We start from the raw sequence: 25,229 nt of genomic DNA, 5'->3' as shown, positions 1-25,229 counted from the left end.
CACGGGCCGGATGTCGACCGTGGTTGTACGTCCACGGCCCGATGACCGTGCGCGCGCCCGCGCCTACGATCGCGGCATGTCGACCGCCCTGCCCCCGCAGCCCCTGGTCAGGCGTGTGCCGCCGGGCGCCTGGACCGCGCTCGTGTGGTGCGCCGGCACCCTGTTCACGCTCCTGACGACCTTCCGGCTGCCCGGCGAGACCCAGCCGGCGCAGTGGCCGGCGGCCCAGCTGTACCGCTGGGACGGCCTGACGCTCCTCGTCCTGGCCACCGTCCTGGCGGTGCGCGGCTCCCACCTCCTGCTCCGCGCGCCGCGGGCCGCGCTGGCACTGATCATCCTGGCCGCGATCGCCGAGACGTGCACGCTCGGCGTCGGCGAACTGCCCATGGCGCAGTACCTCACGGTCGTCGTCGCCCTCTACTTCGTCGCGGCGCAGCACCCGCGGCGCGTCGCGCTCACCGCCCTGGCCATGGCGGTCGGCACGCTGGTCGTGTACTTGGCCGTACGGCTGCTGCGCGGCTGGTCCGTCGGCATGTCCGCGGAGCTGGCCGTCGCCCTCGTCACCGTCATCGCCTGGCTGCTCGGCAACTCCGCGCACCAGGCCCGGGTGCACGCCGAGCGGCTCGGCGCCGAGCACGCCGCCCGCGCCGTCACCGCCGAACGGCTGCGCATCGCCCGCGAGATGCACGACACCGTCGCGCACAGCATCGGCATCATCGCCCTCCAGGCCGGAGCGGCGTCCCGCGTCGCCACCACCCGCCCGGAGGCGGCCCTCGCGGCCATGCGGGCCGTGGAGAACGAGGGCCGCGAGACCCTGGCCGGCCTGCGCCGCATGCTGGTCGCGCTGCGGGCGGCGGACGAGGGCGAGCCGCCGGAGAAGGCGGTCCCCGCGGGCCTGGAGGACGTCGACCGGCTGGCGGCGACGACCACCGCGGCGGGTGTCCGGGTGGAGGTGCGGCGGCTGGGGGAGAGGCGTCAACTCCCGCCGGACGTCGACCTGTCGGCGTTCCGCATCGTGCAGGAGTCGGTGACGAACGTGGTGCGCCACGCGGGTACGCCCCGGTGCCGTGTCACCCTGCGCTACGGCGACGACGAACTCGCCCTGGAGATCACCGACGAGGGCCGCGGCCGGGGCGGCGGCACCGACACCGGCTTCGGCCTGGCCGGCATGCGCGAGCGCGTCGCCCTGCTGCACGGCGAGTTCACGGCCGCCCCGCGCCCCGAGGGCGGCTTCCGCGTGGCGGCCCGCCTGCCGCTCCCGGTGGCCGCGCGATGAGCGGGCGGCCGCCGGTGCGGGTGCTCCTCGTCGACGACCAGGAGCTCATCCGCACGGCTCTGAGCATGGTCCTGGCCGACATCGAGGACGTGGACGTGGCCGGTGAGGCGGGCACGGGGGAGGAGGCGGTGCGGCTGGCCGCCGAACTCGCCCCGGACGTGGTCGTCATGGACATCCGCATGCCCGGCATGGACGGCATCGAGGCGACCCGCCGCATCACGGAGGCGGAGCCCGAGGCGCGGGTGGTCGTCCTGACGACCTTCGACGACGACGCCTACGTCTACGGGGCGCTGCGGGCCGGCGCGTCCGGGTTCCTGGTGAAGGACATGGCCCTGGACGACATCATCGCCGCGGTGCGGGTGGTGGCGGCCGGGGACGCTCTGATCGCGCCGAGCGTCACCCGCCGCCTGATCCGCGACTTCGCCGCGCGGCCCGAACCGGTGGGAGCACGGCGCGAGTTGAAGGCCGTCACCGACCGCGAACGCGAGGTCCTCACGCTGGTCGGCAGCGGCCTGTCGAACGCCGAGATAGCCGCGGAGCTGTGCATCAGCGTGGCCACGGCGAAGACGTACCTGACACGGCTGCTGACGAAGCTGGACGCGCGGGACCGGGTCCAGCTGGTCATCATGGCCTACGAGGCGGGGCTGGTCTCCGTACGGCAGTAGCCGACGAACGCGGCCCAGGCGGCGGCCCGCACGACCACGACGGGCCCGTGCTCCACCTTGCTGTCCCGGACGGGAACGAGACCGGGCACTCCGTCGGCGACCTCGACGCAGTCGCCGCCGTTGCCGTCGCTGTGGGTGCTCTTGCGCCACTGCGCGTTGCTCAGGTCGTACCTGCGCATCGTCTGAAGTCCTCCGCCGCCGACTCGATGAGGACCAGCGACGCGTCAGGTGACAGCGCACCGGCCCTGAGCTGATCGTATGCTTCGCGGGCGCGCTTCACCACAGCGGGATCGTCCAGCAAGTTCCCCGAATACACGGCTTCTGTATAGGCCGTTGGCGGGGCGTCCTCGAACTCCATGAGCTTCAGTGATCCGGTCATGACCGCGTACGCTCCCGCCGCGTAGGGCAGCACCTGCACCACGACCGTCCGCTCGCGCGCGAGCTTCGCCACGTACTCCAGCTGCGCGGCCATGACCTCGGCTCCGCCGAGCGGGATGCGCAGCACGTTCTCGTGCAGGATCACCCAATACACGGGCCGGGTCGTGTCCTTGAGGATGTGCTGGCGCTCCAGGCGCCCCGCCACCTTTTCCTCGATGTACTCGTCCGCGGCGAACGGATTCATCGCCAGGGTGACCGCCCAGGCGTAGTCCGCCGTCTGCAACAGTCCCGGCACCAGCGCGGGCGCGAACTCGCAGATGTTCGCAGCCAGGCGTTCGAGTTCCGCCGCCTTCGCGAAGTAATCCGCGTACCGGGGGTCGTCAATCAGCTTCAGACACAGCCGCTCGAAAATACCGTCGGTTTGCAGGATCTCGTCAATCCGGGTCGCGATATCCAGCTGGGGTTTTCGAATGGCCTGCTCGAACTGGCCGATGTAGGCGCCGGATACGAAGACGCGGGACCCCAGGTCCGCCTGGGTGAACCCGGCCGCCTCACGCCGCCGTTTGAGCTCCGCCCCGAAGAACTCCCACACCGCTTGCCGCGAACCATTGGCCATGGCCAACCCCCTTGCGCTGCACCCCACTTGTAGTGGGCAGTCTCCCGCCGAGTGTAGGCGGAACGGGCCAAGCTGGAGATGGAAAGCGTGAAACCGGAAAGGAGGGGGGAGCGAGAAAAGTGGGGCAGGAATTGTCCGTCGTATTCGTTACGGTCGTCAAGGAGAGGAAATGAAACCCTCCGTCGGTACGCACGTCGTAGACACACGTACGGGAAAGGTGGGAATCGTCATGGGACACGAAGGACCGTACGTGCAACTGAGACCGTACGGCGGCGGCAGGGAGTGGGACGCCGACCCCGGCGCCGTGCGCGGGGCCACCACCGCCGAACGCCTCAGCGCGGCGACCGCGTACGCCAACGCACGCAGCCGGGGCGAAGTGCCGTGACGTAAGGTGCGGGCGCATGGGCCTGTGGAAGTGGAGACGGCGGAGAGAACGGAGCGGCGGAAGACGGTGGGCCGACCCGAAGGCCACCTCCCGCTACCCGACCCCCCTCACCCTGCACCAGCTCTGGATGGTGTCGCTGAGTGCGCCGGTGAGCCGGGACCGGAGCGCCTCGCGGACGACGCTGTACCCGTTCACGCGCATCGACGACGACGGCGCCCGCCGCTGGCTGGCCGAGCAGTGGGAGATCGGCTCCCGGGAGGAGCTGGCCGGCCGGCTCGACGAGCTCTCGCGCAGCGGCTACCGGGCACGCGCCCAGCAGCTCTTCGGCGTCGCTCCGCTGGCCTGGGACGCCGCCCTGTACGTCGACATAGCCCGGCTCGGCTTCGGGGCCGGACTGATCACCGAGGCCGAGGCGTGGACGGCGCTGAAGAACATCGTGCCGTCGGTGGTGCGGACGTACGCCTCCTGGCAGGAGTACGCCGACCACTACCTGCTGGGCCGCAAGGTCTGGCAGGACGGGATGAGCGGCGCCCGGGAGGGGTCCGCCCCCGCCCCGCAGTCCGCCGCCGACGCGCATCTGAGCGCGCTGCTGGACCCGGCGAACGGGGACAGCCCCTGGAACCTGGCCCCCTGGGACACCATCAGCCACCCCGACCGGGCCCGCTGAGTGCGGCGGTACGGGAGAATGGCCTCATGAGTCTGTTCCGCGACGACGGCATCGTGCTGCGCACCCAGAAGCTGGGTGAGGCGGACCGGATCATCACGCTGCTCACGCGCGGTCACGGACGCGTACGCGCCGTGGCCAGGGGTGTGCGGCGCACCAAGTCCAAGTTCGGCGCCCGCCTCGAGCCCTTCTCCCACGTCGACGTGCAGTTCTTCGCGCGCGGCAGCGAGCTGATCGGGCGCGGCCTGCCCCTGTGCACGCAGAGCGAGACCATCGCGCCGTACGGCGGCGGGATCGTCGCCGACTACGCCCGCTACACCGCGGGCACGGCCATGCTGGAGACCGCCGAGCGGTTCACCGACCACGAGGGCGAGCCGGCCGTGCAGCAGTACCTGCTGCTCGTCGGCGCGCTGCGGACACTGGCCCGCGGCGAGCACGCCCCGCACCTCATCCTCGACGCCTTCCTGCTGCGCTCCCTCGCGGTCAACGGCTACGCGCCCAGCTTCAACGACTGCGTGAAGTGCGGGATGCCCGGCCCGAACCGCTTCTTCTCGGTCGCCTCGGGCGGCTCCATCTGCGTCGACTGCCGGGTGGCGGGCAGCGTCGTGCCCTCGCCGCAGACCCTGGAGCTCCTCGCCGCGCTGCTTACGGGAGACTGGGAGACCGCGGACGCGTGCGAGCCGCGGTACGTCAGGGAGGGCAGCGGTCTGGTCTCCGCCTACCTGCACTGGCATTTGGAACGCGGGCTGCGTTCGCTTCGTTACGTGGAGAAGTGAACCGCCCGGGCCGAGCAGGCCGTCTGGAACAGCAACCCGTCCTAAGGAGACGAGAAACACATGGCAGTACGCGGGATCCTGGGCCGCCGGCGGCGTGAGTACAAGGCGCCGGAGCCGCACCCGTCGGGCGCCCGCGCGCCGAAGCTGCCGGGCGAGCTGGTCCCGGGCCACGTCGGGATCGTCATGGACGGGAACGGCCGGTGGGCGAAGGAGCGCGGCCTGCCGCGCACCGAGGGCCACAAGGTCGGCGCCGAGCGCGTCGTGGACGTGCTCCAGGGCGCGATCGAGATGGGTGTGGGCAGCATCTCGCTGTACGCCTTCTCCACCGAGAACTGGAAGCGCTCGCCCGAGGAGGTCCGCTTCCTGATGAACTTCAACCGCGAGTTCATCGCCAAGTCCCGCGACCAGCTCGACGAGCTCGGCATCCGGGTGCGCTGGGTGGGCCGGATGCCCAAGCTGTGGAAGTCGGTCGCCAAGGAGCTCCAGATCGCCCAGGAGCAGACCAAGGACAACGACCTGCTCACGCTCTACTTCTGCATGAACTACGGCGGCCGGGCGGAGATCGCGGACGCCGCGCAGGCCCTCGCCGAGGACGTGCGGGCGGGCCGGCTCGACCCGGCCAAGGTCAACGAGAAGACCCTGGCGAAGTACCTGTACTACCCGGACATGCCGGACGTGGACCTGTTCCTGCGCCCCAGCGGCGAGCAGCGCACCTCCAACTTCCTGCTCTGGCAGAGCGCCTACGCCGAGATGGTCTTCCAGGACGTCCTGTGGCCCGACTTCGACCGCCGTGACCTGTGGCGCGCCTGCGTCGAGTTCGCCTCCCGCGACCGCCGCTTCGGGGGTGCGGTTCCGAACGAGGAGCTGCTGAAGATGGAGCGCGAGATGCAGGGCGGTCCGGCCACTTCGTAGCCACCGGCGGTTCATCCGCCCGGCGGGGGCGGGTTCACGCGGATCGCCGACGATCCGGCCATGAATCGCGTGACTCCCGCCCTCGCGCTGTGCGCCGTGCTGGTCGCGGCCCTGCCCGCCCAGGCCGTCGGCCGGCCCGCCCCCACCGCGAGCTACGGCACCAAGGCGCCGTACGCCCCGCAGCAGGACCCGCGCGCGTATGAGAAGGCGCCGGCCGGCTTCACTCCCGTCTTCACCGAGAACGTCTCCCGGCATGGCTCCCGTTCCGCGACGGACGGCGAGGACGCCGACCTGGTGCTCGGCCTGTGGGACGAGGCGGACGCGGCCGGCCAACTCACCCGCGGAGGAACGGAGTTCGGCCCGAAGGTGCGGGCCCTCCGGACCGCCATGGCGACCGTCGGCTACGGCAACCTCAGCGCCCGCGGCAAGCGGGAGATCCAGGACACGGCCGTCCGCATGGCCGACCGCCTGCCCTCCCTCTTCGACCGGATCGCGAGGAACGGCGAGAAGATCGACGTCGTCAGCTCCGGCCAGGGCCGGGCGGTCGACAGCGCGGACCTCTACACGGGCGCCCTCGCGGACACCGACCCCGCTCTGAGGCCCCTCATCGGTGCGACCCGTACCGACAAGGACCTGCTCTACTTCCACAAGGCGGCCGGCGGCGCGGCCTACCGCGACTACATCGCGAACGACAAGCGCCTGGCCGACACCCTGCGCTCGATCCAGGACCAGCCGAAGACGCACGCGGCTGCGCGCAGTGTCCTGCTGCGGCTCTTCGAGCCCGCCTTCGTGGACCGGCTCGCCGCCGCCGACCAGGTGGCCGCCGCGCGGGCCGTCTACAACCTGTACGCGATCGCCCCGGCGCTGAGCGGGGAGAGCCCGGACGGCAGGGGCTGGGGCATGGAGCGGTACATCTCCCGCTCCGACGCGGCCTGGTTCGGCTACCTCTCCGACGCGGAGGACTTCTACGAGAAGGGGCCGGGCTTCTCCGACAGCGACATCACCTACCGGATGGCCGGCGTCCTGCTCGACGACTTCTTCCGGCAGATCGAGGCGAAGAAGGCCGGCACCAGCGACCTGGGCGCCGAACTCCGCTTCACCCACGCCGAGGAGATCATCCCCCTGGCCGCCCTGATGGGCCTGCCCGGCAGCACGACGCCGGCGACGCCGGGAGTCCCGTACACCTACGAGAACAACCCCTGGCGGGGCGCGAACGTCGCTCCGCTCGGCTCCAACATCCAGTGGGACGTCTTCCGGAAGGGCGACCGCTACCTGGTCCGCATGCTCTACAACGAGAAGGAGACCCCCTTCAAGGCCCCCTGCCACCCGATCAAGAAGACCAGCACCTTCTACGACCTCGACGACCTGGAGCACTGCTTCGGCCGCAGCTGATCCGCACCCCCCTCAGGGGCGCGGGGAACTGCGCGACGGGCCATGGCCAACCCGCAGCCGACCGCTCAGCCGGCGGAGCCCTCCGCGCAGTCGGAACAGGTGCCGAAGATCTCGACCGTGTGCGCCACGTTGACGTACCCGTGCTCCGCCGCGATCGCCTCCGCCCACTTCTCCACCGCGGGCCCCTCCACCTCGACGGCCTTGCCGCAGACCCGGCAGACCAGATGGTGGTGGTGGTCGCCGCTGGAGCAGCGGCGGTACACCGACTCGCCCTCGGACGTGCGCAGGACGTCGACCTCGCCCGCGTCGGCGAGGGACTGGAGGGTGCGGTAGACGGTGGTCAGCCCGACGGAGTCGCCCTTGTGCTTGAGCATGTCGTGGAGCTCCTGCGCGCTGCGGAACTCCTCGACCTCGTCCAGGGCCGCCGCCACGGCTGCCCGCTGGCGGGTCGCACGGCCCTTCACGGGCGGTCCAGCGGTCGTCACCGGTTCCTCCTTGGTCAGCCTGAGTCTGCCCGGTCATTGTGCCAGTCCGGGCTGTGCCCGGTCAGGCGCCGACCGTGCCGCCGGCGCCCCGAGCGGCCGGGATCGCGCACTCCGCCGGGTCCCCGGCGGGATGCGCGGCGGCGGCCGCACGGGCGCGGCGCCGGGCCAGCGGTGCGGCCAGCACGGTCAGTACGACGAACGCCGCGATGGTCAGCAGCACGATCGTCGCGCCGGGCGGCACGTCCTGGTAGTAGGAGGTGACCGTGCCACCGATCGTCACCGTCACCCCGATCGCCACCGCGATCGCGAAGGTCGCCGCGAAGCTGCGGCTGAGCTGCTGGGCCGCCGCCACGGGAACGACCATCAGCGCGCTCACCAGCAGCAGGCCCACCACCCGCATCGCGACCGTGACCGTCACGGCCGCCGTCACCGCGGTGAGCAGGTTCAGGGCGCGCACCGGCAGCCCCGTGACCCGGGCGAACTCCTCGTCCTGGCTGACCGCGAAGAGCTGCCGGCGCAGCCCCAGGGTGACCAGCACGACGAAGCCCGCGAGCAGGCAGATGGCGGTGACGTCCGACGGCGAGACCGTGGACAGGGACCCGAACAGGTACGAGGTCAGGTTGGCGTTGGAGCCGCCGGGCGCGAGGTTGATGAACAGCACGCCGCCGGCCATGCCGCCGTAGAAGAGCATCGCCAGGGCGATGTCACCGCGGGTGCGGCCGTACCAGCGGATGAGCTCCATGAGGACCGCGCCGAGGACGGAGACGGCGGTGGCCGTCCAGACCGGGGACGCGGAGAGCAGGAAGCCGAGGCCGACGCCCGTCATCGCCACATGGCCGATGCCGTCGCCCATCAGCGCCTGGCGGCGCTGCACGAGGTAGATGCCGATCGCGGGGGCGGTGACGCCGACCAGGACGGCGGCGAGCAGGGCCCGCTGCATGAAGGCGTAGTCGAGGAGGTCCATCAGCTCAGCAGTCCTGTACGGGTCGGCGCGTGGGGATGCACGTGGTCGTGGCCGGGCAGGGCATGCTGCCCCACCGCCTGCGGGGGCGGGCCGTCGTGCAGGACGCAGCCGTCGCGCAGGACGACGGCGCGGTCGATCAGGGGCTCCAGGGGCCCGAGTTCGTGCAGCACGAGCAGGACGGTCGCGCCCTGGGCGACCTGCTCACGCAGCGTTTGCGCCAGGACCTCCTGGCTGGCCAGGTCCACGCCCGCCATCGGCTCGTCCATGATCAGCAGTTCGGGTTCGGCGGCGAGCGCGCGGGCGATCAGCACGCGCTGGTGCTGGCCGCCGGAGAGGGCGTTCACCGAGTCCTTCGCCCGGTCCGCCATGCCGACCAGCTCCAGGGCCCTCCGCACCGCCGCGTGGTCGGCCCTGCGCAGCACGCCGAAGCGGGCCCGGGACAGCCGCCCGGAGGAGACGATCTCGGTGACGGTGGCCGGGACGCCGCCCGCGGCGGTGGTGCGCTGCGGGACGTACCCGACCCGCGCCCAGTCCCGGAACCGCCGTTGCGGGGTGCCGAACAGCTCGACCTCGCCCGCGCTCACCGGCACCTGCCCGATGAGGGTGCGCACCGCCGTCGACTTGCCGGAGCCGTTCGCACCGAGCAGCGCGACCACCTCCCCGCGGCGCACGCCGAGGTCGATGCCGCGCAGGACGGGGCGCGCGCCCAGCTCGGCGCGCACGCCGCGCAGGGACACGACGGGTTCGCCGGTCGTGCCGTCCCCGCTCACCGGGCGTCCAGCGCCTGTCGCAGGGCCTTGAGGTTGGCCTCCTGGACGGCGAAGTAGTCCTTGCCGCGGGACTTGGCCGTGATGCCCTCGATCGGGTCGAGCACGTCCGTCCTGAGCCCGGCGTCGGAGGCGACGGTCTTCGCGGTCCTGTCGCTGACGAGCGTCTCGTAGAAGACGGTGGTCACGCCGTCGGCCTTCGCCATCGTCTCCAGCGCCTTGACCCGGGCCGCGCTCGGCTCGGACTCGGGGTCGAGGCCGTTGATGGCCTCCTCGGTCAGGCCGTAGCGCTCGGCGAGGTAGCCGAAGGCGGCGTGCGTGGTGATGAAGACCTTGGACCTCGTGTGCGCGAGCCCGTCCTTGAACTGCGTGTTCAGGCCGTCGAGCCGCTTCACCAGGGCCGCGGTGTTCTTCCGGTAGTCCGCGGCGTGGTCCGGGTCCGCCTTCGCGAAGGCCTTGCCGACGCCCTCGGCGACCTCGGCGTAGCGCACCGGGTCGAGCCAGATGTGGGGGTCGAGGCCGGCGCCCTCCTCGTTCGCGGAGTGGTCGTGGGCGGCGGCGTGCCCGCCCACCTCGTTGCCGTGCTTCTCCAGCGAGGTGAGGGAGGCGGCGTCGATCTTGGTCCCGACCTCTGACTGGGCCACCGCGTCGTCGACGGAGGGCTGGAGGTTCTTCAGGTAGAGCACCGCGTCCGACTCCTGGAGCTGCGCGGTCTGCCTGGCGCTGATCTCCAGGTCGTGCGGCTCCTGGCCGGGCTGGGTGAGGGAGGTGACGTGGACGTGGGAGCCGCCGATCCGCTCCGCGAGGAAGGCCATCGGATAGAACGACGCGACGACGTCGAACTTGTCCGTGCCGCCCGCGGCGGCGCTCTCGGTCGAGCAGGCGGAGAGGGTGGCGAGACCGAGTGCGGTGGCGGCGGCCGCTGCCGCGGCGGGTATGAGGCGTCGTCGTACGTTCATGACAGTCATTTTCAACTAACATGGAAACCATTGTCAACAAGCCTCGAAGTCGGACCGATTTGATTGAGGGGGAGCCCCCGCCGGTACCCTGAAGCATTCGCTGTGAAGCGCCTCGCTTCGTCGTCCGTCGTCGTAATGAAGAGAGCACCGTGGCCGCCGACAAGATCGACACCATCGTCAGCCTGAGCAAGCGCCGTGGCTTCGTATTCCCGAGCAGTGAGATCTACGGCGGCCAGCGTGCCGCCTGGGACTACGGGCCGCTGGGTGTCGAGCTCAAGGAGAACCTGAAGCGCCAGTGGTGGCGCTACATGGTGACCTCGCGCGAGGACGTGGTCGGTCTCGACTCGTCCGTGATCCTGGCGTCCGAGGTGTGGGTCGCCTCCGGCCATGTCGCCACCTTCACGGACCCGCTCACCGAGTGCACCTCCTGCCACAAGCGGTTCCGCGCGGACCACCTGGAGGAGGCCTACGAGGCCAAGCACAAGCGCCTGCCGGAGAACGGCCTGGCGGACGTGAACTGCCCGAACTGCGGCAACAAGGGCCAGTTCACCGAGCCCAAGCAGTTCTCGGGCCTGCTCTCCACGCACCTCGGCCCCACGCAGGACTCCGGCTCCATCGCCTACCTGCGCCCCGAGACCGCACAGGGCATCTTCACCAACTTCGGCCAGGTGCAGACCACTTCGCGCCGCAAGCCGCCCTTCGGCATCGCGCAGATGGGCAAGTCCTTCCGCAACGAGATCACGCCCGGCAACTTCATCTTCCGCACCCGCGAGTTCGAGCAGATGGAGATGGAGTTCTTCGTCAAGCCGGGCGAGGACGAGAAGTGGCAGGAGTACTGGATGGAGCAGCGCTGGAACTGGTACACCGGCCTGGGCCTGCGCGAGGAGAACATGCGGTGGTACGAGCACCCGAAGGAGAAGCTCTCCCACTACTCCAAGCGCACCGCCGACATCGAGTACCGCTTCCAGTTCGGCGGCAACGAGTGGGGTGAGCTGGAGGGCGTCGCCAACCGCACGGACTACGACCTGACGGCCCACTCCAAGGCCTCCGGCCAGGACCTCTCCTACTTCGACCAGGAGGCCGGCGAGCGCTGGACCCCGTACGTCATCGAGCCCGCGGCCGGTGTCGGCCGGGCGATGCTCGCCTTCCTGCTCGACGCGTACGTCGAGGACGAGGCGCCCAACGCCAAGGGCAAGATGGAGAAGCGCACGGTGCTGCGCCTGGACCACCGCCTCGCCCCCGTGAAGGTCGCCGTCCTTCCGCTGTCCCGCAACCCGGAGCTGTCCCCGAAGGCCAAGGGCCTCGCGCAGGCGCTGCGGCAGAACTGGAACATCGAGTTCGACGACGCCGGCGCCATCGGCCGCCGCTACCGCCGCCAGGACGAGATCGGCACGCCGTACTGCGTGACCGTCGACTTCGACACGCTCGAGGACAACGCCGTGACGGTGCGCGAGCGCGACTCGATGAAGCAGGAGCGGGTGTCTCTCGACCAGATCGAGGGGTACCTGGCCGGCCGCCTGCTGGGCAGCTGACGTTTCTTGCGGCTGACGAATCGGCCCTGAACGGGCCTCGTCCTCGAACGCCGGACGGGCTGATGACGCTCGTCCGGCGTTTTCGGCATTGGCCCTCGATATCGGCGCGGCTTTGGCTCTGTATCGCGGGCCGCCGGGGGCGACAGGCTGGCGGGCATGAGCCTCGCCTTCCTCCTCACCACCCTGGTCGTCGTCGCCACCCCCGGCACCGGAGTCGTCTACACGCTCGCCGCCGGGCTGTCCCACGGCCGGCGGGCGAGCGTGGTCGCCGCCTTCGCCTGCACGCTCGGGATCGTGCCGCACGTGCTGGCCACCGTGACCGGGCTCGCGGCGCTGCTGAACGCGAGCGCCGCGGCCTTCCAGGTCGTCAAGTACGCGGGGGTCGGCTATCTGCTGTACATGGCCTGGGCGACCCTGCGGGACCGGCGCGCGATCGACGTCGACGAGGGGGCCGCGCCGCTCTCCGCCGGGCGCGTGATCGTGCGGGGCGTGCTGATCAATCTGCTCAACCCGAAGCTGACGATCTTCTTCTTCGCGTTCCTGCCGCAGTTCGTGGACCCGGCCGCCCCGCACGCCCTGCCGCGCATGCTGGGCCTGAGCGGTGTGTTCATGCTGGCGACGTTCGTCGTCTTCGCCCTCTACGGGGTGCTCGCCGCCTCGGTCCGCAGCCACGTCACCTCACGGCCGACGGTGATGACGTGGCTGCGGCGGAGCTTCGCGGGGTCGTTCGTGGCGCTGGGCGCGAAGCTGGCGCTGACGGCGCGTTAGCGCCCCTGCAGCGACTTGACGTTGTCGCCGAAGGTCCAGTTCTTCGAGCCGTCCCAGTTGACGGACCAGGTCATCAGGCCCTTGAGCGAGGTGCCGTAGTGCTTCCAGGCCTGGGAGACCAGTGACGGCGCCATGTAGCCGCCGCCCGCGCCCGACTGCGCGGGCAGGCCTGGGACCTGCTTGTCGTAGGGCACCTTGATCGTCGTGCCCTGCACCGTAAGGCCCTTGTTGAGACAGTCGGTCTGGGCGGTGAAGCCCTGCACGGTGCCGGCCGAGTACGAGTCGCCGGAGCAGCCGTACATGCTGCCGTTGTAGTACTGCATGTTCAGCCACCACAGTCGGCCGTTGTCCGCGTACTTCTTGATGATCGGCAGGTACGCGCCCCAGATCGAGCCGTAGGTGATGCTGCCGCCGGTCACGTAGGCCGTCTCCGGGGCCATGGTGAGCCCGAAGTTGGACGGCATCTGCGCCAGGATGCCGTCGATGATGCGGATCAGGTTGGCCTGCGAGGTGGACGGCTGGGAGATGCTGCCGCTGCCGGTCAGGCCCGTCTCGATGTCGATGTCGATGCCGTCGAAGTTGTACTTCTTCAGGACCGGGACGATCGTCGAGACGAACTTGTCCGCAACGGCGGTGGAGTTGAGGTCGATGCCGGCCGCCGCGCCGCCGATCGACATCAGGATCGTCTGGCCGGCGGCCTTGGCCGCGCACATCTCCGCGGGCGTCGCCACCTTCACGCCCGCGTCCATGCCGTCCTCCCACAGGGCCGTTCCGTCCGAACGGATCACGGGGAAGGCCGCGTTGATCACGTTGTAGCCGTGCGCGGCGATACGGGAGTCGGTGATCGGGGTCCAGCCGAAGGGCGGGTGGACGCCGTTGGCGGAGCCGTCCCAGTTCTCCCAGTAGCCCTGGAGGACCTTGCCGGCGGGCCTGGACTTCACCGCGCAGGTGTCGGCGGCGGAGGCGGCGGGCGCGGTGGCGATCGTGGCCAGGGGGGCGAGGACCGTCGCGGCGAGGGCGACGGCGAGCAGACGGGCTGTGCGGCGGATCATGCGGGGCCTCCCGGTGGGGGTCGGGGCGGGGACGCGCAGGTGTCGTAGGCATGACAGTGCTCGTGGTCCAGACCTCACGTCAATAGGTCTGGACCATGCTGAGGAAGTTGGAATGACAGATATTGAAATCTGTCAGCTGTCATGGCAGGGTGGACGGCATGACGATCCAGACACGCAAGCTCGGAACCACCGGTCCCCAGGTCTCCGCCCTCGGCCTCGGCTGCATGGGCATGTCCGCGCTCTACGGCGACGCGGACCGGGCGGAGTCGATCGCCACCGTCCACGCCGCCCTCGACCAGGGCGTGACGCTGCTCGACACCGGCGACTTCTACGCCATGGGCCACAACGAGATGCTGATCGGCGAGGCGCTGCGCACGGCCCCCGCTCCACTGCGTGAACAGGCCCTGACCAGCGTGAAGTTCGGCGCCCTGCGCGACCCGAACGGCGGCTGGAGCGGCTACGACGGACGGCCCGCCGCCGTGCGCAACTTCGCCGCCTACTCGCTCCAGCGCCTCGGCGTCGACCACATCGACGTCTACCGCATCGCCCGCGTCGACCCGGACGTGCCGATCGAGGAGACGGTCGGCGCGATCGCGGAGCTGGTCGAGAAGGGGTACGTGCGGCACATCGGGCTGAGCGAGGCGAGCGCGGAGAACATCCGGCGGGCCGCCGCCACCGCGCCCATCTCCGACCTGCAGATCGAGTACGCGATCATCACGCGCGACATCGAGCGGGAGATCCTGCCGACCACCCGCGAGCTGGGCATCGGCATCACGGCCTACGGCGTGCTCTCCCGGGGCCTGATCTCCGGCCACTTCAGCCGCGACCGGCAGCTCGCGGCGACCGACTTCCGGGCCGGGGCGCCCCGCTTCCAGGGCGACAACCTCCGGCACAACCTCGACCTCGTCGAGGCGCTGCGGAAGATCGCCGAGCAGAAGGGCGTGACGGTCGCGCAGATCGCCATCGCCTGGGTCCTGTCCCGCGGCGAGGACATCGTGCCGCTGGTCGGCGCGCGCACCCGGGAGCGGCTGACCGAGTCGCTGGGCGCGCTGGACGTGACGCTGGACGAGGCCGACCTGACGGCGATCGAGGAGGCCGTCCCGGCGGGCGCGGCGGCGGGCGACCGTTACCCGTCCGCGCAGATGGCACACCTCGGGACCGAGCACTGAGCGCGCTGCCGGGTACGGTCTAGGCCATGTCGACGACCCCGCAGACGCTGACCGCCGAGCGCATCCTCGAAGCGACCGAGGAGGTGCTGCGCCGCCACGGACCCGCCAAGGCGACCGTGGTGGACGTGGCCCGCGTGCTCGGCGTCAGCCACGGCAGCGTCTACCGCCACTTCCGTACGAAGGCGGCGCTGCGGGAGGCGGTGACCAAGCGGTGGCTGGACCGCACCACGGAGGTCCTGGCCGGCATCGCCGCGGACGCCGAACGCGATCCGGAGGCCCGGCTGCGCGAGTGGTGCGCGGCCCTCTTCGCCGCCAAGCGCCGCAAGGCGGGAGCCGATCCGGAACTCTTCGCCACGTACTCGGTCCTGGTCGGCGAGTCCGGCCAGGTGGTCGGCGAGCACATCGCGGAGCTGACCGCCCAGCTCACCCGGATCGTCCGCGCCGGCGCCGAAGCGGGCGTCTTCACGGCCGAGGACCCGGCGGTGGCGGCCCGCGCCCTGTTCCAGGCGACGGGCCGCTTCCACGACCCCTGCTATGCGAGTGAGTGGGAACTGCCGGGCGTGGAGGGGGAGTTCGAGGCCGTGGTGGACCTGGTGGTGCGGGGACTGCGGTCCTAAAGGGTGTTGCGGAAGGTTGTGTTCGGGCAGGTCAGGGCCCGTGGAGGCAGTCCTCTGGTCATGATGTGAGGGCGAGGTTGTGCATGTGGGCGACGGCCTGGACCGCGTGGTGGAGGCCGTCGCCGCGCTGCCGGCAGTCGCGGAGGATCTTGTAGTTCTTCATCCGGCCGATCACATGCTCCACCCGTGCACGCACCTTGCGGTGGGCGGCGTTGTCGTCCTCCTCGCCGGGCAGCAGGGGCCGGTGCGGGCGTTTGCGGTGCGGCACCACCATCTGGCAGTTGAGGTAGGCGCCGTCACCCAGGACGGTCACGCCCTGGCAGTGCTCGGCCAGCCCGGAGGCCCGCCAGGCGTGCGCGTCCGCGGTGGTGCCCGGCACCGGACGGGCGGCGGCGATCACAAGACGGGTGTCGGCATCGACGATGACCTGCACGTTCGCGGAGAACCGGTAGTTGCGTGACGATGAGCCCACCTGCCGGTCGCGGACCGGGACCAGGGTGCCGTCCACGATCCACAACCGGTCCGCGGCCTCGGCCGGGCGGGCCACGGGTTCGAGCGCGAGCAGCGGACCGAGCCGCTGGATGACACGGCACACCGTCGAGGAAGAGACGCCGAACAGCGGGCCCAGCTGCCGCATCGTCAGGTTCGTGCGGTAGTACACCGCCACCATCAGCACCCGCTCGGCCAACGGCAACGACCACGGCCGACCCCGCAGCGTGCCGTTGCCACCCCGCTCCCGCACCACCTTCAACAGACCCGCAAACTGCGTCACCCGCAGCCCCGTGAACGTCTCCACCCACACCCGCTCAGCCCTTAACACCCCAGCCATACAAGGGAGATGCCCAGCTCAGAGCCTTGTGCAACACCCTTTAGGGCCTGTTGCGAAAGTCCCGCCTGCCCGGCGACGCGACAGGCCCTAGCCCGCCACGTGGCGCCAGAAGTCGCGCATCACCGGGGTCGGGCTCGGGCTCTGCATGGCCGACTGGGTGAGCAGGATCGAGACGGTCGCCATGGGCGGGACGATGTGGGCCGCGGTGCCCGTGCCGCCCACCCAGCCGTAGCGGCCGGGGACGTTCCAGGGGTCGGCCGGGCTGACGTCCACCTGGCCGCCGTAGCCCCAGCCCTGGCCCTCCAGGAAGAGCGGGACGCGCTCGCGCTGCTCGGCCGTGAGGTGGTTGGTGGTCATCCGGCTCACCGACGTGGCGGACAGCAGCGGGCGGCCGTCCGGGGCGGTGCCGGAGTTCAGGAGCAGGCGGGCGAAGGCGAGGTAGTCGTCCGCCGTGGAGACCAGGCCGCCGCCGCCCGAGGGGAAGGCGGGAACCCGGCCGTACTGCCCGTCCGGCCGGTCGACGAGGTGCAGGGTGCCGTCCGGGTTCGGCGCGTACGCCGTGGTGAAGCGGTGCCGCTTCGACGCGGGCACCTCGAACGCCGTGTCCGTCATGCCCAGCGGCCCGAAGAGCCGTTCCGCGAGGAAGTCGGGGAGGCTGCGGCCCGAGGCGCGGGCGATCAGGACGCCCTGGAGGGCGGACGAGGTGCCGTAGAGCCAGGCCACGCCCGGCTGGTACAGCATCGGCACCCGGGCGAGCCGCTCCAGCCAGACGCCCGGCTCCGGCCAGGAGTGCAGCTCGTGGACGTTCTGCACCGCGGACAGCGCCCGCGCGGCGGGAAGCGAGAAGTCGACGTCCATGCCCCAGCCGGTGCGGGAGCTGAGCAGGTCCTCGACCGTGATCGGGCGGGCCGCCGGGACCACGTCCTCGACCGGGCTCGACGGGGTGCGTACCACCATCGGCCGCGCCAGCTCCGGCAGCCACTTCTCGACGGGCGCGTCCAGCTCGAGCACGCCGTCGTCGAGCAGCATCAGCAGCGCCGCGGCCGTGACCGGCTTGGTGAGCGAGGCGATCCGGAAGATCGAGTCCCGGGTCATCGGGGCGGTGCCGCCGGTGTCCATCGCCCCGAGGGTCACCGCCTCGACGTCGTCACCGCGGGCCACCAGGGCCACGGCACCGGGCACGGTGCCCGCCTCGACGTGCCGGTTCAGGATGTCGTGCAGAGCGCTCATGGGTGGCCTTCCGGTGCGTGGTCGTCGTACCGTCTACGCCTTCTACGACCGCCGGGGCGACGGAAAGTCATCGGCCGGGGAGCGTTCCGCCCGCCGGGGAGCCCTACTCGTCGGACGGGTCCACCGTCGCCTGGTGCGCCTCGGCCAGATGCTCCTCCGCCTTCAGCCAGGGCAGGAACTGCGCGGCCTTGCGCCAGCCGCAGGTGTCGCATCTGATCGTGCGCTGCACTCCGGTCCGCTGCACCCGGACGACGTGCTCACGTCCGTGCTGGTCCCAGCGGCTCACCTTGCTCGTCTTGATCTCCAGCATGCTGCCTCGCCTCCGACACAGGAGTGTGCAGCAAGACCAACATCAACAGGGTTTTCTTCACAGCGAGTTGGCCAATCCGTGAGCGGCTCCCCACAACCGCCGCCGGGCCGGCCCGCCCGCGCTCACCCGATGGTCCGCGGCAGCCGCAGGCTCAGCAGCCCGGTCAGCGCCACACAGCCCAGCTGTACCAGGAGCGTCGTGACCAGGGCGTCCTGCATCCCGTGGGCCGGGACGAGGGAGAGGAAGAGGGTGCCCAGGGCGGCCACGCCGAGCGCCAGCGCCGACTGCTGGGTGGTCATCATCACGCCACTGCCCACACCGGCCCGTGCGCCCGGCACCTCGGAGAGGACGACCCGGAAGATGATCGGGAGCTGGAGCGCCTGCCCCGCGCCCGCGAGGGCCGCGCCGGGGAGCAGTTCGACGAAGCCGAGGTCCGGCCAGGAGCGCCAGGCGGCCAGCGCCATCAGCCCGACACCGAGCCCCTGGACCACCGCGCCGGCGGTCACGACCCGGGTGCCGTACCGGGCGACGAGCCGCGGGCCGCAGAGCGAGACGAAGAAGAAGACGACGGCCATGGGCGCGAGCGCCAGCCCCGCGGGCACCGGCCCGAGTCCCGCGCCCCGCTGCAGGGCGACGGCGATCACGAACATGAACCCGCTGAAGCCGACCGAGAACGGGACGATCATCACCAGGCCGCGGCGCAGCGAGGTGAGCGCGAACAGGCTCGGCGGCACCAGCGGCGTACGGCCCTGCCGGTCCGCCCGGCGCTCGACCGCGTAGAACGCCGCCGTCACGAACGGGAAGGCCACCAGCGACAGCCAGGTCCACAGCGGCCAGCCCGCCGAGCGGCCCTCGGTGAGCGGGGCCAGCAGCGCGAGCAGGGACGCGGTGAGCAGGACGGTGCCGGGTCCGTCCACCGGCTCCGGGTGCTGCGAGCGGGTCTCGGGCACCCCGCGCACGGCCAGCACCAGGCCGACGACGACCACGGGCACGTTCACCAGGAACACCGAGCGCCAGCCGGTGCCCCACAGGTCGGCGGCCACCAGGACCCCGCCGAGGATCTGCCCGGCCACCATGGACAGCCCGGCCGTGGCGCCGTAGAGGCCCATGGCCTTGGCCCGGCGCGGTCCGGCCGTGGCCGACTGGATGGTGGCGAGCACCTGCGGCAGCATCGCGGCCGCCGCGGCGCCCTGGGCGACCCGGGCCGCGACCAGGGTCCAGGCGCTGGGCGCGAGCCCGCACGCCAGCGAGGTCACGCCGAAGGCGGCCATGCCGCCGAGGAAGAAGCGGCGCCGCCCGAACAGGTCGCCGAGCCGTCCGCCGAGGACGAGCAGGACGGCGTAGGCGAGTCCGTAGCCGGCGACGACCAGTTCGAGGACGGACTCGCTCGCGTGCAGGTCCCTGCCGATGGTCGGCAGGGCGACGTTCACGATGAAGAAGTCGATGAGAGGCAGTGCCGCTGCCAGCAGCACGGTGAAGAGCCCGAGGCCGCCCAGCGAGGGTGTCGCGGGCGGCGTCCGGACGGTGCGTGTAGCGATGGTTTCGGTCACGTGGCCAAGCCTGCGGCCGGGCCCAGACTGGTACCAGAGTCTTCTTATCCTGGTAGAAGGAGTACCTGGCAACAGGGTCCGCGCGGCGGCAGGCTGGAGGGATGACGACCATGGCCCAGGATCAGGCGGTACGCACCCCGGACACCCCTGCGACCAGGGACGCCGGTTCGGTACGGCGGCACGAGCTCGCCGCGTTCCTGCGGCACCGCCGCGAGCACATCACGCCCGAACAGGTCGGCCTGCCCCGGGGCCGCCGGCGCCGCACCCCGGGCCTGCGCCGCGAGGAGGTCGCGCACCTCGCCGCCGTCGGCGTCACCTGGTACACGTGGCTGGAGCAGGCCCGCGACATCCAGGTCTCCGTGCAGGTCCTGGACGCCCTGGCCCGCACGCTCTTCCTGGACCCCAGCGAGCGGGCGCACCTCTTCCAGCTGGCGGGCCAGGTCGACCCCACCCCGGCCCGGGACTGCCCGTCGATCACGCCGGGCGTGCGCACGGTCCTGGAGCAGCTGGAGCCGGTGCCGGCCTGCGTGCAGAACAGCCGCTACGACATCCTGGCCTACAACCGCACCTACGGCCTGCTGCTGTGCGACCTGGACGCGGTGCCGGCCGAGGACCGCAACTGCATGGTCCTGTCCTACACCAACGCCGACTGGCGCTCGTCGATCGTCCACCTCGACGAGGCGCAGCGTCTGATGGCCGCCCGTTTCCGCGCCACGATGGCGGGTCATCTCGCCGAGCCCGCCTGGAAGATGCTGCTCAAGCGGCTGCGCGCGGAGTCCCCGGACTTCTGCGAGATGTGGGACCGCCACGAGGTGGTCGCCCACCGCACCAAGCGCAAGGAGTTCGACAACCGCTACGTGGGCCGCATCACGGTCCACCACACCGACCTCTGGCTCGGCCCCGAACTGGGCCCCCGCCTGGTGACCTACGCCCCGGTCGACGACGAGTCGAGGCACCGCCTGGAACAACTCCAGCAGATAGCCCTGGAGAGGCCACCGGCCCGAGTGGGCTGACTGCAGGCAGGTGTTGTTCGACGCGACGGGCTCACACAGGTCTTGGCGCGAGGGGCTCACTGCAGGGTTTCCAGGGGCGCGGGGAACGGCGCGACCGGCCCCCACCGACCCGCACTCGCCGTACTACGCGACGACCCCCGCCGCTTCACGGACCTCCGCCGACCGCAACCGGTCCGCCGTACGCTCCGCCGTACCCCGCGCCCACCGCCCACTCGTCACGACCCCGAGCACCAGCACAGCCGCGCCGCAGGCGACCAGCACCCACCACCCCGGCACGGACGCGTCCACGAACTTCGACCGGTACGACGACCCCGCCACGCCGGAGGCGAGCAGTGCCCCGACCACCGCGACCCCGAGCGTCTGCCCCAGCTGACGGCTCGTGGACGCGACCGCCGCCGCGACTCCCGCCTGCGCCCGCGGCATCCCGGACACCGCCGTGTTGGTGATCGGCGCGTTCACGAACCCGAAGCCGACACCGAACAGCACGTACCCCAGGAACAGCGTCACGTCGGACGTCTCCGCGTCGAACGCCGCGAACAGCACCGCGCTCACCGTCATGGCGATCCCCGCGATCACCAGTGGCAGCCGCGGCCCGCGACTGCCCACCAGCCGTCCGGACAGCGGCGCGCACAGGAACATCGGCACCGCCATCGGCAGCATCCACAGGCCGGCGTGCAGCGCGCTCAGCCCGCGGACGTTCTGCAGGTACAGCGTCGACAGGAACAGGAAGCCACCGAGCGAGGCGAAGGCGCTGATCGCGATGACCGTCGCCCCGCTGAACGGCACGGAGTGAAAGAAGCGCAGGTCGATGAGGGGCTCCTCGCGCCGCGGCTCGTACCGGAGCAGTCCGGCCAGCGCGACCGCCGCGATCAGGGCGAACGGCAGGACGGAGCCGGCACCGGAGTCCGGCGCCTCGATGATCGCGTACGTCAGGGAGCCGAACAGCGCGATGACCAGGACCTGCCCGACCGGGTCGGGACGGCGGGCCCGGGGAGCGCGGGAGTCGGGCACGAAGCGCAGGGTGAGCAGCAGTGCGGCCAGGCCCACCGGCAGGTTGACCCAGAAGATCGAACGCCAGCCGACCGACTCCACCAGCAGTCCGCCGACCAGCGGGCCGGCGGCCATCGATATGCCGACGACGGCGCCCCACACGCCGATCGCCCGGGCGCGCTCGCGCGGGTCCGTGAAGGTGTTGGTGATGATCGACATCGCGACCGGGTTGAGCATCGAGCCGCCCACCGCCTGGACCATGCGGAACGCGATCAGCGCGTCCAGGCTGGGGGCGAGGGAGCAGAGCAGTGAGCCGAGGGAGAAGACGACCAGGCCCGCCATGAAGACCTTCTTGCGGCCCACCCGGTCACCGGTGGAGCCGGCGAGCATCAGCAGCGAGGCCAGGACCAGGGTGTAGGCGTCGATCGTCCACTGGAGACCCGAGGTGGGGGCGTCCAGATCCTGCTGCATCGACGGCAGGGCGACGTTCAGCGCGGTGGTGTCGAGGCTCACGATCAGCAGGCTCATGCAGCAGATCGCGAGCACCAGGAGACGTCGTCGGGGGCTGAGCTCTGGCATGTCCGTCATCGTACGACTATTTCGATAGTGCGTCTAACTAATGACCGTTACAAGATCCGTGGGCCGGGCACTCGGCGGCGTACGGGACAATGGGGGAATGCCCACGCCCCTCTCCTCCTTGCAGATCGGTCCGCACGCCGTCACGCCGCCCGTCGTGCTCGCGCCCATGGCCGGGATCACCAACGCGCCGTTCCGCACCCTGTGCAGGGAGTTCAGCGGCGGCAAGGGCCTGTTCGTGAGCGAGATGATCACGACCCGGGCGCTGGTCGAGCGCAACGAGAAGACCATGCAGCTCATCCACTTCGACGCGAGTGAGAAGCCGCGGTCCATCCAGTTGTACGGCGTCGATCCGGCCACCGTCGGCAAGGCCGTCCGCATGATCGCGGAGGAGGACCTGGCCGACCACATCGACCTGAACTTCGGCTGCCCGGTGCCGAAGGTGACGCGGAAGGGCGGCGGCTCGGCGCTGCCGTACAAGCGGAACCTGCTGCGCGCGATTCTGCGGGAGGCGGTGTCGGGGGCCGGCGATCTTCCCGTCACCATGAAGATGCGCAAGGGCATCGACGACGACCACATCACGTATCTCGACGCCGGGCGGATCGCGGTCGAGGAGGGCGTGACGGCGATCGCGCTGCACGGGCGGACGGCCGCCCAGCACTACGGCGGCACGGCGGACTGGTCGGCCATCGCGCGGCTGAAGGAGCACGTGCCGGAGATCCCCGTGCTCGGCAACGGCGACATCTGGTCGGCCCAGGACGCGCTGCGGATGGTGCGGGAGACCGGGTGCGACGGGGTGGTCGTGGGACGGGGGTGCCTGGGGCGGCCCTGGCTGTTCTCGGATCTGGTGGCGGCGTTCGAGGGGCGCCCGGAGGATGTCGCGCGGCCCTCATTGCGGGAGGTCGCCGACGTCATGGTGCGGCACGCCACGCTGCTCGGGGAGTGGATCGGCAACGAGTCGAAGGGCGTCGTCGACTTCCGCAAGCACGTCGCCTGGTACCTGAAGGGGTTCGCGGTCGGCAGCGAGATGCGCAAGCGGCTCGCGGTCACCTCCTCGCTGGAGGAACTGCGGTCCGGGCTGGACGAGTTGGACCTGGACCAGGCGTGGCCGTCCGGCGCGGACGGGCCGCGGGGACGGACGTCCGGCAACAACCGGGTCGTGCTGCCGGACGGGTGGCTGAAGGACCCCTACGACTGCGCGGGCGTCGGCGAGGACGCGGAACTGGACACGTCGGGCGGCTGACGCCTGCCCGCGGCGCCCGAGCGGGGTCGTCGCCTGGCGCGCCGGGTGCGGGTCGGTGGGGCTGGCCGCGCAGTTCCCGGCGCCCCTGAAAAGCCCCCGGGACCCCGCCGTCAGCCCCTTGTCGGGTGGGGGGTCGAGCCGTAGGCCGTCAGGAACTTGTCCCGGAAGGCGCTCATCTTCCAGACCGGGGCGTCGTGGGCGGGCCGGAGGCCGTCCGTCCAGCCCCAGTCGGCGATCTTGTCGAGGACCTTGGGGTCCTTGGCCACGATGGAGATCGGGACGTCCCGGCTCGCGTGGTTGCCGCTGACGCGGGCGATGGGCTGATGGTCGCCGAGGAAGACCAGGACGGTGTTGTCGTTGCCGTAGCGCTCCAGCCACTGGGTCAGGGCGGTCACCGAGTACTGGACCGACTTGCCGTACTGTGCCTGCGACTTGGGCGAGCTGGTGATGATGTCGGCCGGCTTCTTGCCCGCGTCGTGGATGGCGTCGAAGACCTTGCCGTCACCCAGCTGGTCCCAGGGCACCATCTTGGGGATCGGGGCCCAGGGCTGGTGGCTGGAGGTCAGGATGAGGAACGACATCCGGGACTTGCCGTCGGCCGGCTTCTTGCTGTGCACCCGCTGCTGGAACTGTTCGAGGGCGTACTGGTCCGGCATCGTCGACCAGCTGAACTTCGGTCCCTGGTAACCCAGCTGGAAGGCGTTGTAGACCTTGTCGAGGCCGTACCACTTCGCCTCCGGCCAGCCCTTCTGCACGCCCGGCATGACACCCACGGTGTCGAACGCGCCCGTCTTCTGGAACGCCTTGGTGATCGTGAGGTGCTCGCCGTTGCCCGCGGTGACCGTCCTGTAGCGGTTCTGGTTGTTGATCCACAGGCCCGACATGGTCGTGGAGTGGCCGAGCCAGCTGCTGCCGCCGTACGTCGCCGACGTCAGCCAGCCGCTCTTGGCGTGGAAGCCCACCTCGGCGAGCGCCTTGGTGCGCGCGTCCAGCGTCGCGTCGACGCCGGGCGCCTCGACCGGGTCCTCGATCGCGCTGCGGCCGTAGCTCTCGATGAACGAGAAGACCATGTCCTTGCCGCGCAGGTCCGGCACCAGCTGGCTGGGCGGCGTCGCGCCGAAGGTGTCCGCGCGGGCCGTCTTGCCGAAGGCGGCCTCGTCCCGGATCGCGTCCCGGACCCGCTCCGCGCGGTACTTGAGCATCGTGACGGTGTGCTCGGCCGACAGCGGCACACCGGCGTTCTGCAGGTTCAGGCTCGCGCAGACCATCCAGAACGCGCTCAGCACGAGCAGGACGCGGGTCGAGTGGCCCGGGTTGCGCCCCACCAGGCCGCCGACGCGGACCACCGCGAGCACCATCACCGCGAGGATGAGCGCGACGAGCAGGACGACGCCGATCGCGGCGAGTTCGGCCGTCCCCTTGCCGAGCGTGTCGCCCAGGTACGACTGCGCGTCGGTCAGCAGCGGCCAGTCCAGGATGATGTTGAAGCCGCGGCCGAGGTACTGGTAGAAGCCGATGTCCAGCAGGTTCAGGACCGTCAGCACGCCGAGCATCAGCCCGAACAGCACGCCCGCGATCAGCCGCGGCCTGCGCGGCAGCGCGGTCAGCACGGCCGCCCCGAGCAGCGCCTCCACCGGAAGCCTGAGGAACTCGGCGGTGCGGAAGGTCTCCCACCGGTTCGGCATCACGAGCGCCGCGACGACGACGACGAGTGCGAGCGCCGTCACCGCGATGCCGATGACCTGCGCCGGCCTGGGGTGCGCCGTCTTCCAGCGCCGCCAGGCCCGGCGGGGGTGCGGACGGGGCAGGGCACGCAGGCGGGAGAGGAGCGTCGGGGCGGGCGGGGGCGTCCTGGCGGCGAGGACCAGCTCCTTGCCGGGCTCTCGCTTCGTGGTCGCCTCGGACGCGTCCTCGGGTGCCCCTGCCGTATCAGTTGTCTGGCGCGTGCTCGTGTCCTGGGACAACCCGAAGGTCCTTCCGTGCGTGGCCCTGAAGCGGAGTGGCGGGCCACGCTGGGGAGGCTGGGACCCGCCACCAGTCCGTACGGCCACTCCCGGGTCCCTGTTCAGCGGCCGACGGCAAACACCGGGCAAACGCCTCACCAACGGTTC

Annotated in this window: 26 protein-coding genes; 13 read left to right on the top strand and 13 right to left on the bottom strand. The window is 71.1% G+C overall.

The window, feature by feature from the left end; genetic code table 11:
• Positions 1-76: 76 nt before the first annotated feature.
• The gene (locus ACFU97_RS25895) at positions 77-1,276 is read left to right on the top strand and encodes a sensor histidine kinase (RefSeq protein ID WP_384260772.1); all 1,200 of its coding nucleotides are present in this window, start codon (positions 77-79) and stop codon (positions 1,274-1,276) included.
• The gene (locus tag ACFU97_RS25890) at positions 1,273-1,941 is read left to right on the top strand and encodes a response regulator (protein WP_384260770.1); all 669 of its coding nucleotides are present in this window, start codon (positions 1,273-1,275) and stop codon (positions 1,939-1,941) included. Before ACFU97_RS25895 ends, ACFU97_RS25890 begins: the two co-directional genes overlap by 4 nt.
• Here the strand turns inward: ACFU97_RS25890 and ACFU97_RS25885 are convergent.
• On the bottom strand, positions 1,908-2,120 hold the full coding sequence (locus ACFU97_RS25885) for a DUF397 domain-containing protein (protein ID WP_384260768.1): 213 nt from the start codon (positions 2,118-2,120) through the stop codon (positions 1,908-1,910). The two genes, ACFU97_RS25890 and ACFU97_RS25885, sit on opposite strands and share 34 nt — an antisense overlap.
• Entirely contained in the window at positions 2,102-2,935 is an 834-nt protein-coding gene (locus ACFU97_RS25880) for a Scr1 family TA system antitoxin-like transcriptional regulator (protein ID WP_384260766.1), read from the bottom strand. The genes ACFU97_RS25885 and ACFU97_RS25880 overlap by 19 nt, the downstream gene beginning before the upstream one ends.
• Positions 2,936-3,104: 169 nt before the next feature.
• Between ACFU97_RS25880 and ACFU97_RS25875 the strand changes: the two genes are divergently transcribed.
• From ACFU97_RS25875 to ACFU97_RS25855, 5 genes are read left to right on the top strand one after another with little or no spacing between them, the layout of a single operon-like run.
• Positions 3,105-3,320: a hypothetical protein gene (locus ACFU97_RS25875; RefSeq protein WP_384260763.1), complete on the top strand. Its 216-nt coding sequence runs from the start codon at positions 3,105-3,107 to the stop codon at positions 3,318-3,320.
• 16 nt (positions 3,321-3,336) lie between these two features.
• Positions 3,337-3,987 carry a DUF1266 domain-containing protein gene (locus tag ACFU97_RS25870; protein WP_384260761.1) on the top strand — a complete coding sequence of 217 codons (651 nt, stop codon included), beginning with the start codon at positions 3,337-3,339 and terminating at the stop codon, positions 3,985-3,987.
• 26 nt (positions 3,988-4,013) lie between these two features.
• Positions 4,014-4,760: a DNA repair protein RecO gene (recO, locus tag ACFU97_RS25865; RefSeq protein ID WP_384260758.1), complete on the top strand. Its 747-nt coding sequence runs from the start codon at positions 4,014-4,016 to the stop codon at positions 4,758-4,760.
• Positions 4,761-4,820: 60 nt separating this feature from the next.
• Positions 4,821-5,672, top strand: coding sequence for an isoprenyl transferase (locus ACFU97_RS25860; RefSeq protein WP_384260755.1), 852 nt, complete (start codon positions 4,821-4,823; stop codon positions 5,670-5,672).
• Between the two features lie 60 nt (positions 5,673-5,732).
• The gene (locus ACFU97_RS25855; RefSeq protein ID WP_384260752.1) at positions 5,733-7,064 is read left to right on the top strand and encodes a histidine-type phosphatase; all 1,332 of its coding nucleotides are present in this window, start codon (positions 5,733-5,735) and stop codon (positions 7,062-7,064) included.
• A gap of 65 nt (positions 7,065-7,129) precedes the next feature.
• Here the strand turns inward: ACFU97_RS25855 and ACFU97_RS25850 are convergent, their stop codons facing one another.
• From ACFU97_RS25850 to ACFU97_RS25835, 4 genes are all read right to left on the bottom strand, one after another.
• Complete coding sequence (locus tag ACFU97_RS25850; protein WP_384260750.1) at positions 7,130-7,549, bottom strand: Fur family transcriptional regulator; 420 nt, start codon at positions 7,547-7,549, stop codon at positions 7,130-7,132.
• 61 nt (positions 7,550-7,610) lie between these two features.
• Positions 7,611-8,513: a metal ABC transporter permease gene (locus ACFU97_RS25845; protein ID WP_384260747.1), complete on the bottom strand. Its 903-nt coding sequence runs from the start codon at positions 8,511-8,513 to the stop codon at positions 7,611-7,613.
• Positions 8,513-9,283 (bottom strand): metal ABC transporter ATP-binding protein, encoded by a 771-nt coding sequence (locus tag ACFU97_RS25840; protein ID WP_384260745.1) that lies wholly within the window; start codon positions 9,281-9,283, stop codon positions 8,513-8,515. Before ACFU97_RS25840 ends, ACFU97_RS25845 begins: the two co-directional genes overlap by 1 nt.
• Entirely contained in the window at positions 9,280-10,239 is a 960-nt protein-coding gene (locus ACFU97_RS25835; protein WP_384260742.1) for a metal ABC transporter substrate-binding protein, read from the bottom strand. The genes ACFU97_RS25840 and ACFU97_RS25835 overlap by 4 nt, the downstream gene beginning before the upstream one ends.
• A 149-nt stretch (positions 10,240-10,388) precedes the next feature.
• Between ACFU97_RS25835 and ACFU97_RS25830 the strand changes: the two genes are divergently transcribed.
• Together ACFU97_RS25830 and ACFU97_RS25825 are read left to right on the top strand one after the other, a co-directional pair.
• Positions 10,389-11,771, top strand: coding sequence for a glycine--tRNA ligase (locus ACFU97_RS25830; RefSeq protein ID WP_384260739.1), 1,383 nt, complete (start codon positions 10,389-10,391; stop codon positions 11,769-11,771).
• A 156-nt stretch (positions 11,772-11,927) separates the two neighbouring features.
• Positions 11,928-12,539 carry a LysE family translocator gene (locus ACFU97_RS25825; RefSeq protein WP_384260737.1) on the top strand — a complete coding sequence of 204 codons (612 nt, stop codon included), beginning with the start codon at positions 11,928-11,930 and terminating at the stop codon, positions 12,537-12,539.
• On the opposite strand, the gene ACFU97_RS25820 is transcribed toward ACFU97_RS25825, so the two are convergent.
• Positions 12,536-13,591 (bottom strand): chitinase, encoded by a 1,056-nt coding sequence (locus ACFU97_RS25820; RefSeq protein ID WP_384260735.1) that lies wholly within the window; start codon positions 13,589-13,591, stop codon positions 12,536-12,538. The two genes, ACFU97_RS25825 and ACFU97_RS25820, sit on opposite strands and share 4 nt — an antisense overlap.
• Before the next feature lie 158 nt (positions 13,592-13,749).
• Here ACFU97_RS25820 and ACFU97_RS25815 point away from each other — a divergent pair, with 158 nt between their 5' ends.
• Together ACFU97_RS25815 and ACFU97_RS25810 are read left to right on the top strand one after the other, a co-directional pair.
• Complete coding sequence (locus tag ACFU97_RS25815) at positions 13,750-14,760, top strand: aldo/keto reductase (protein ID WP_384260732.1); 1,011 nt, start codon at positions 13,750-13,752, stop codon at positions 14,758-14,760.
• 26 nt (positions 14,761-14,786) lie between these two features.
• On the top strand, positions 14,787-15,377 hold the full coding sequence (locus ACFU97_RS25810; protein WP_384260730.1) for a TetR family transcriptional regulator: 591 nt from the start codon (positions 14,787-14,789) through the stop codon (positions 15,375-15,377).
• Between the two features lie 58 nt (positions 15,378-15,435).
• On the opposite strand, the gene ACFU97_RS25805 is transcribed toward ACFU97_RS25810, so the two are convergent.
• The 4 genes from ACFU97_RS25805 to ACFU97_RS25790 form a co-directional block, all read right to left on the bottom strand.
• Positions 15,436-16,206 (bottom strand): transposase family protein, encoded by a 771-nt coding sequence (locus ACFU97_RS25805; RefSeq protein WP_384260728.1) that lies wholly within the window; start codon positions 16,204-16,206, stop codon positions 15,436-15,438.
• 87 nt (positions 16,207-16,293) lie between these two features.
• Positions 16,294-17,436 (bottom strand): serine hydrolase domain-containing protein, encoded by a 1,143-nt coding sequence (locus tag ACFU97_RS25800; RefSeq protein ID WP_384260725.1) that lies wholly within the window; start codon positions 17,434-17,436, stop codon positions 16,294-16,296.
• Between the two features lie 103 nt (positions 17,437-17,539).
• Entirely contained in the window at positions 17,540-17,746 is a 207-nt protein-coding gene (locus ACFU97_RS25795; RefSeq protein WP_384260723.1) for a hypothetical protein, read from the bottom strand.
• A 122-nt stretch (positions 17,747-17,868) separates the two neighbouring features.
• On the bottom strand, positions 17,869-19,296 hold the full coding sequence (locus tag ACFU97_RS25790; RefSeq protein WP_384260720.1) for an MFS transporter: 1,428 nt from the start codon (positions 19,294-19,296) through the stop codon (positions 17,869-17,871).
• 101 nt (positions 19,297-19,397) lie between these two features.
• On the opposite strand from ACFU97_RS25790, the gene ACFU97_RS25785 reads away from it, so the two are divergent.
• Positions 19,398-20,309, top strand: a complete 912-nt coding sequence (locus ACFU97_RS25785; RefSeq protein WP_384260718.1) for a helix-turn-helix transcriptional regulator — start codon at positions 19,398-19,400, stop codon at positions 20,307-20,309.
• A gap of 123 nt (positions 20,310-20,432) precedes the next feature.
• Here the strand turns inward: ACFU97_RS25785 and ACFU97_RS25780 are convergent, their stop codons facing one another.
• A complete protein-coding gene (locus ACFU97_RS25780; protein ID WP_384260716.1) occupies positions 20,433-21,878 on the bottom strand; it encodes an MFS transporter in 1,446 nt (481 codons plus the stop codon).
• A gap of 97 nt (positions 21,879-21,975) precedes the next feature.
• Here ACFU97_RS25780 and dusB point away from each other — a divergent pair, with 97 nt between their 5' ends.
• Positions 21,976-23,118, top strand: coding sequence for a tRNA dihydrouridine synthase DusB (dusB, locus tag ACFU97_RS25775; RefSeq protein ID WP_384260713.1), 1,143 nt, complete (start codon positions 21,976-21,978; stop codon positions 23,116-23,118).
• 110 nt (positions 23,119-23,228) lie between these two features.
• On the opposite strand, the gene ACFU97_RS25770 is transcribed toward dusB, so the two are convergent.
• The gene (locus ACFU97_RS25770) at positions 23,229-25,082 is read right to left on the bottom strand and encodes a CDP-alcohol phosphatidyltransferase (protein ID WP_384260711.1); all 1,854 of its coding nucleotides are present in this window, start codon (positions 25,080-25,082) and stop codon (positions 23,229-23,231) included.
• Between the last annotated feature and the right edge of the window lie 147 nt (positions 25,083-25,229).

Origin of the sequence: Streptomyces sp. NPDC057616, from assembly GCF_042800575.1 — a bacterium.
Lineage (GTDB): Bacteria > Actinomycetota > Actinomycetes > Streptomycetales > Streptomycetaceae > Streptomyces.
The sequence above is the reverse complement of the archived record's forward strand: the minus strand, read 5'-3'. Positions and strand labels throughout refer to the sequence as shown.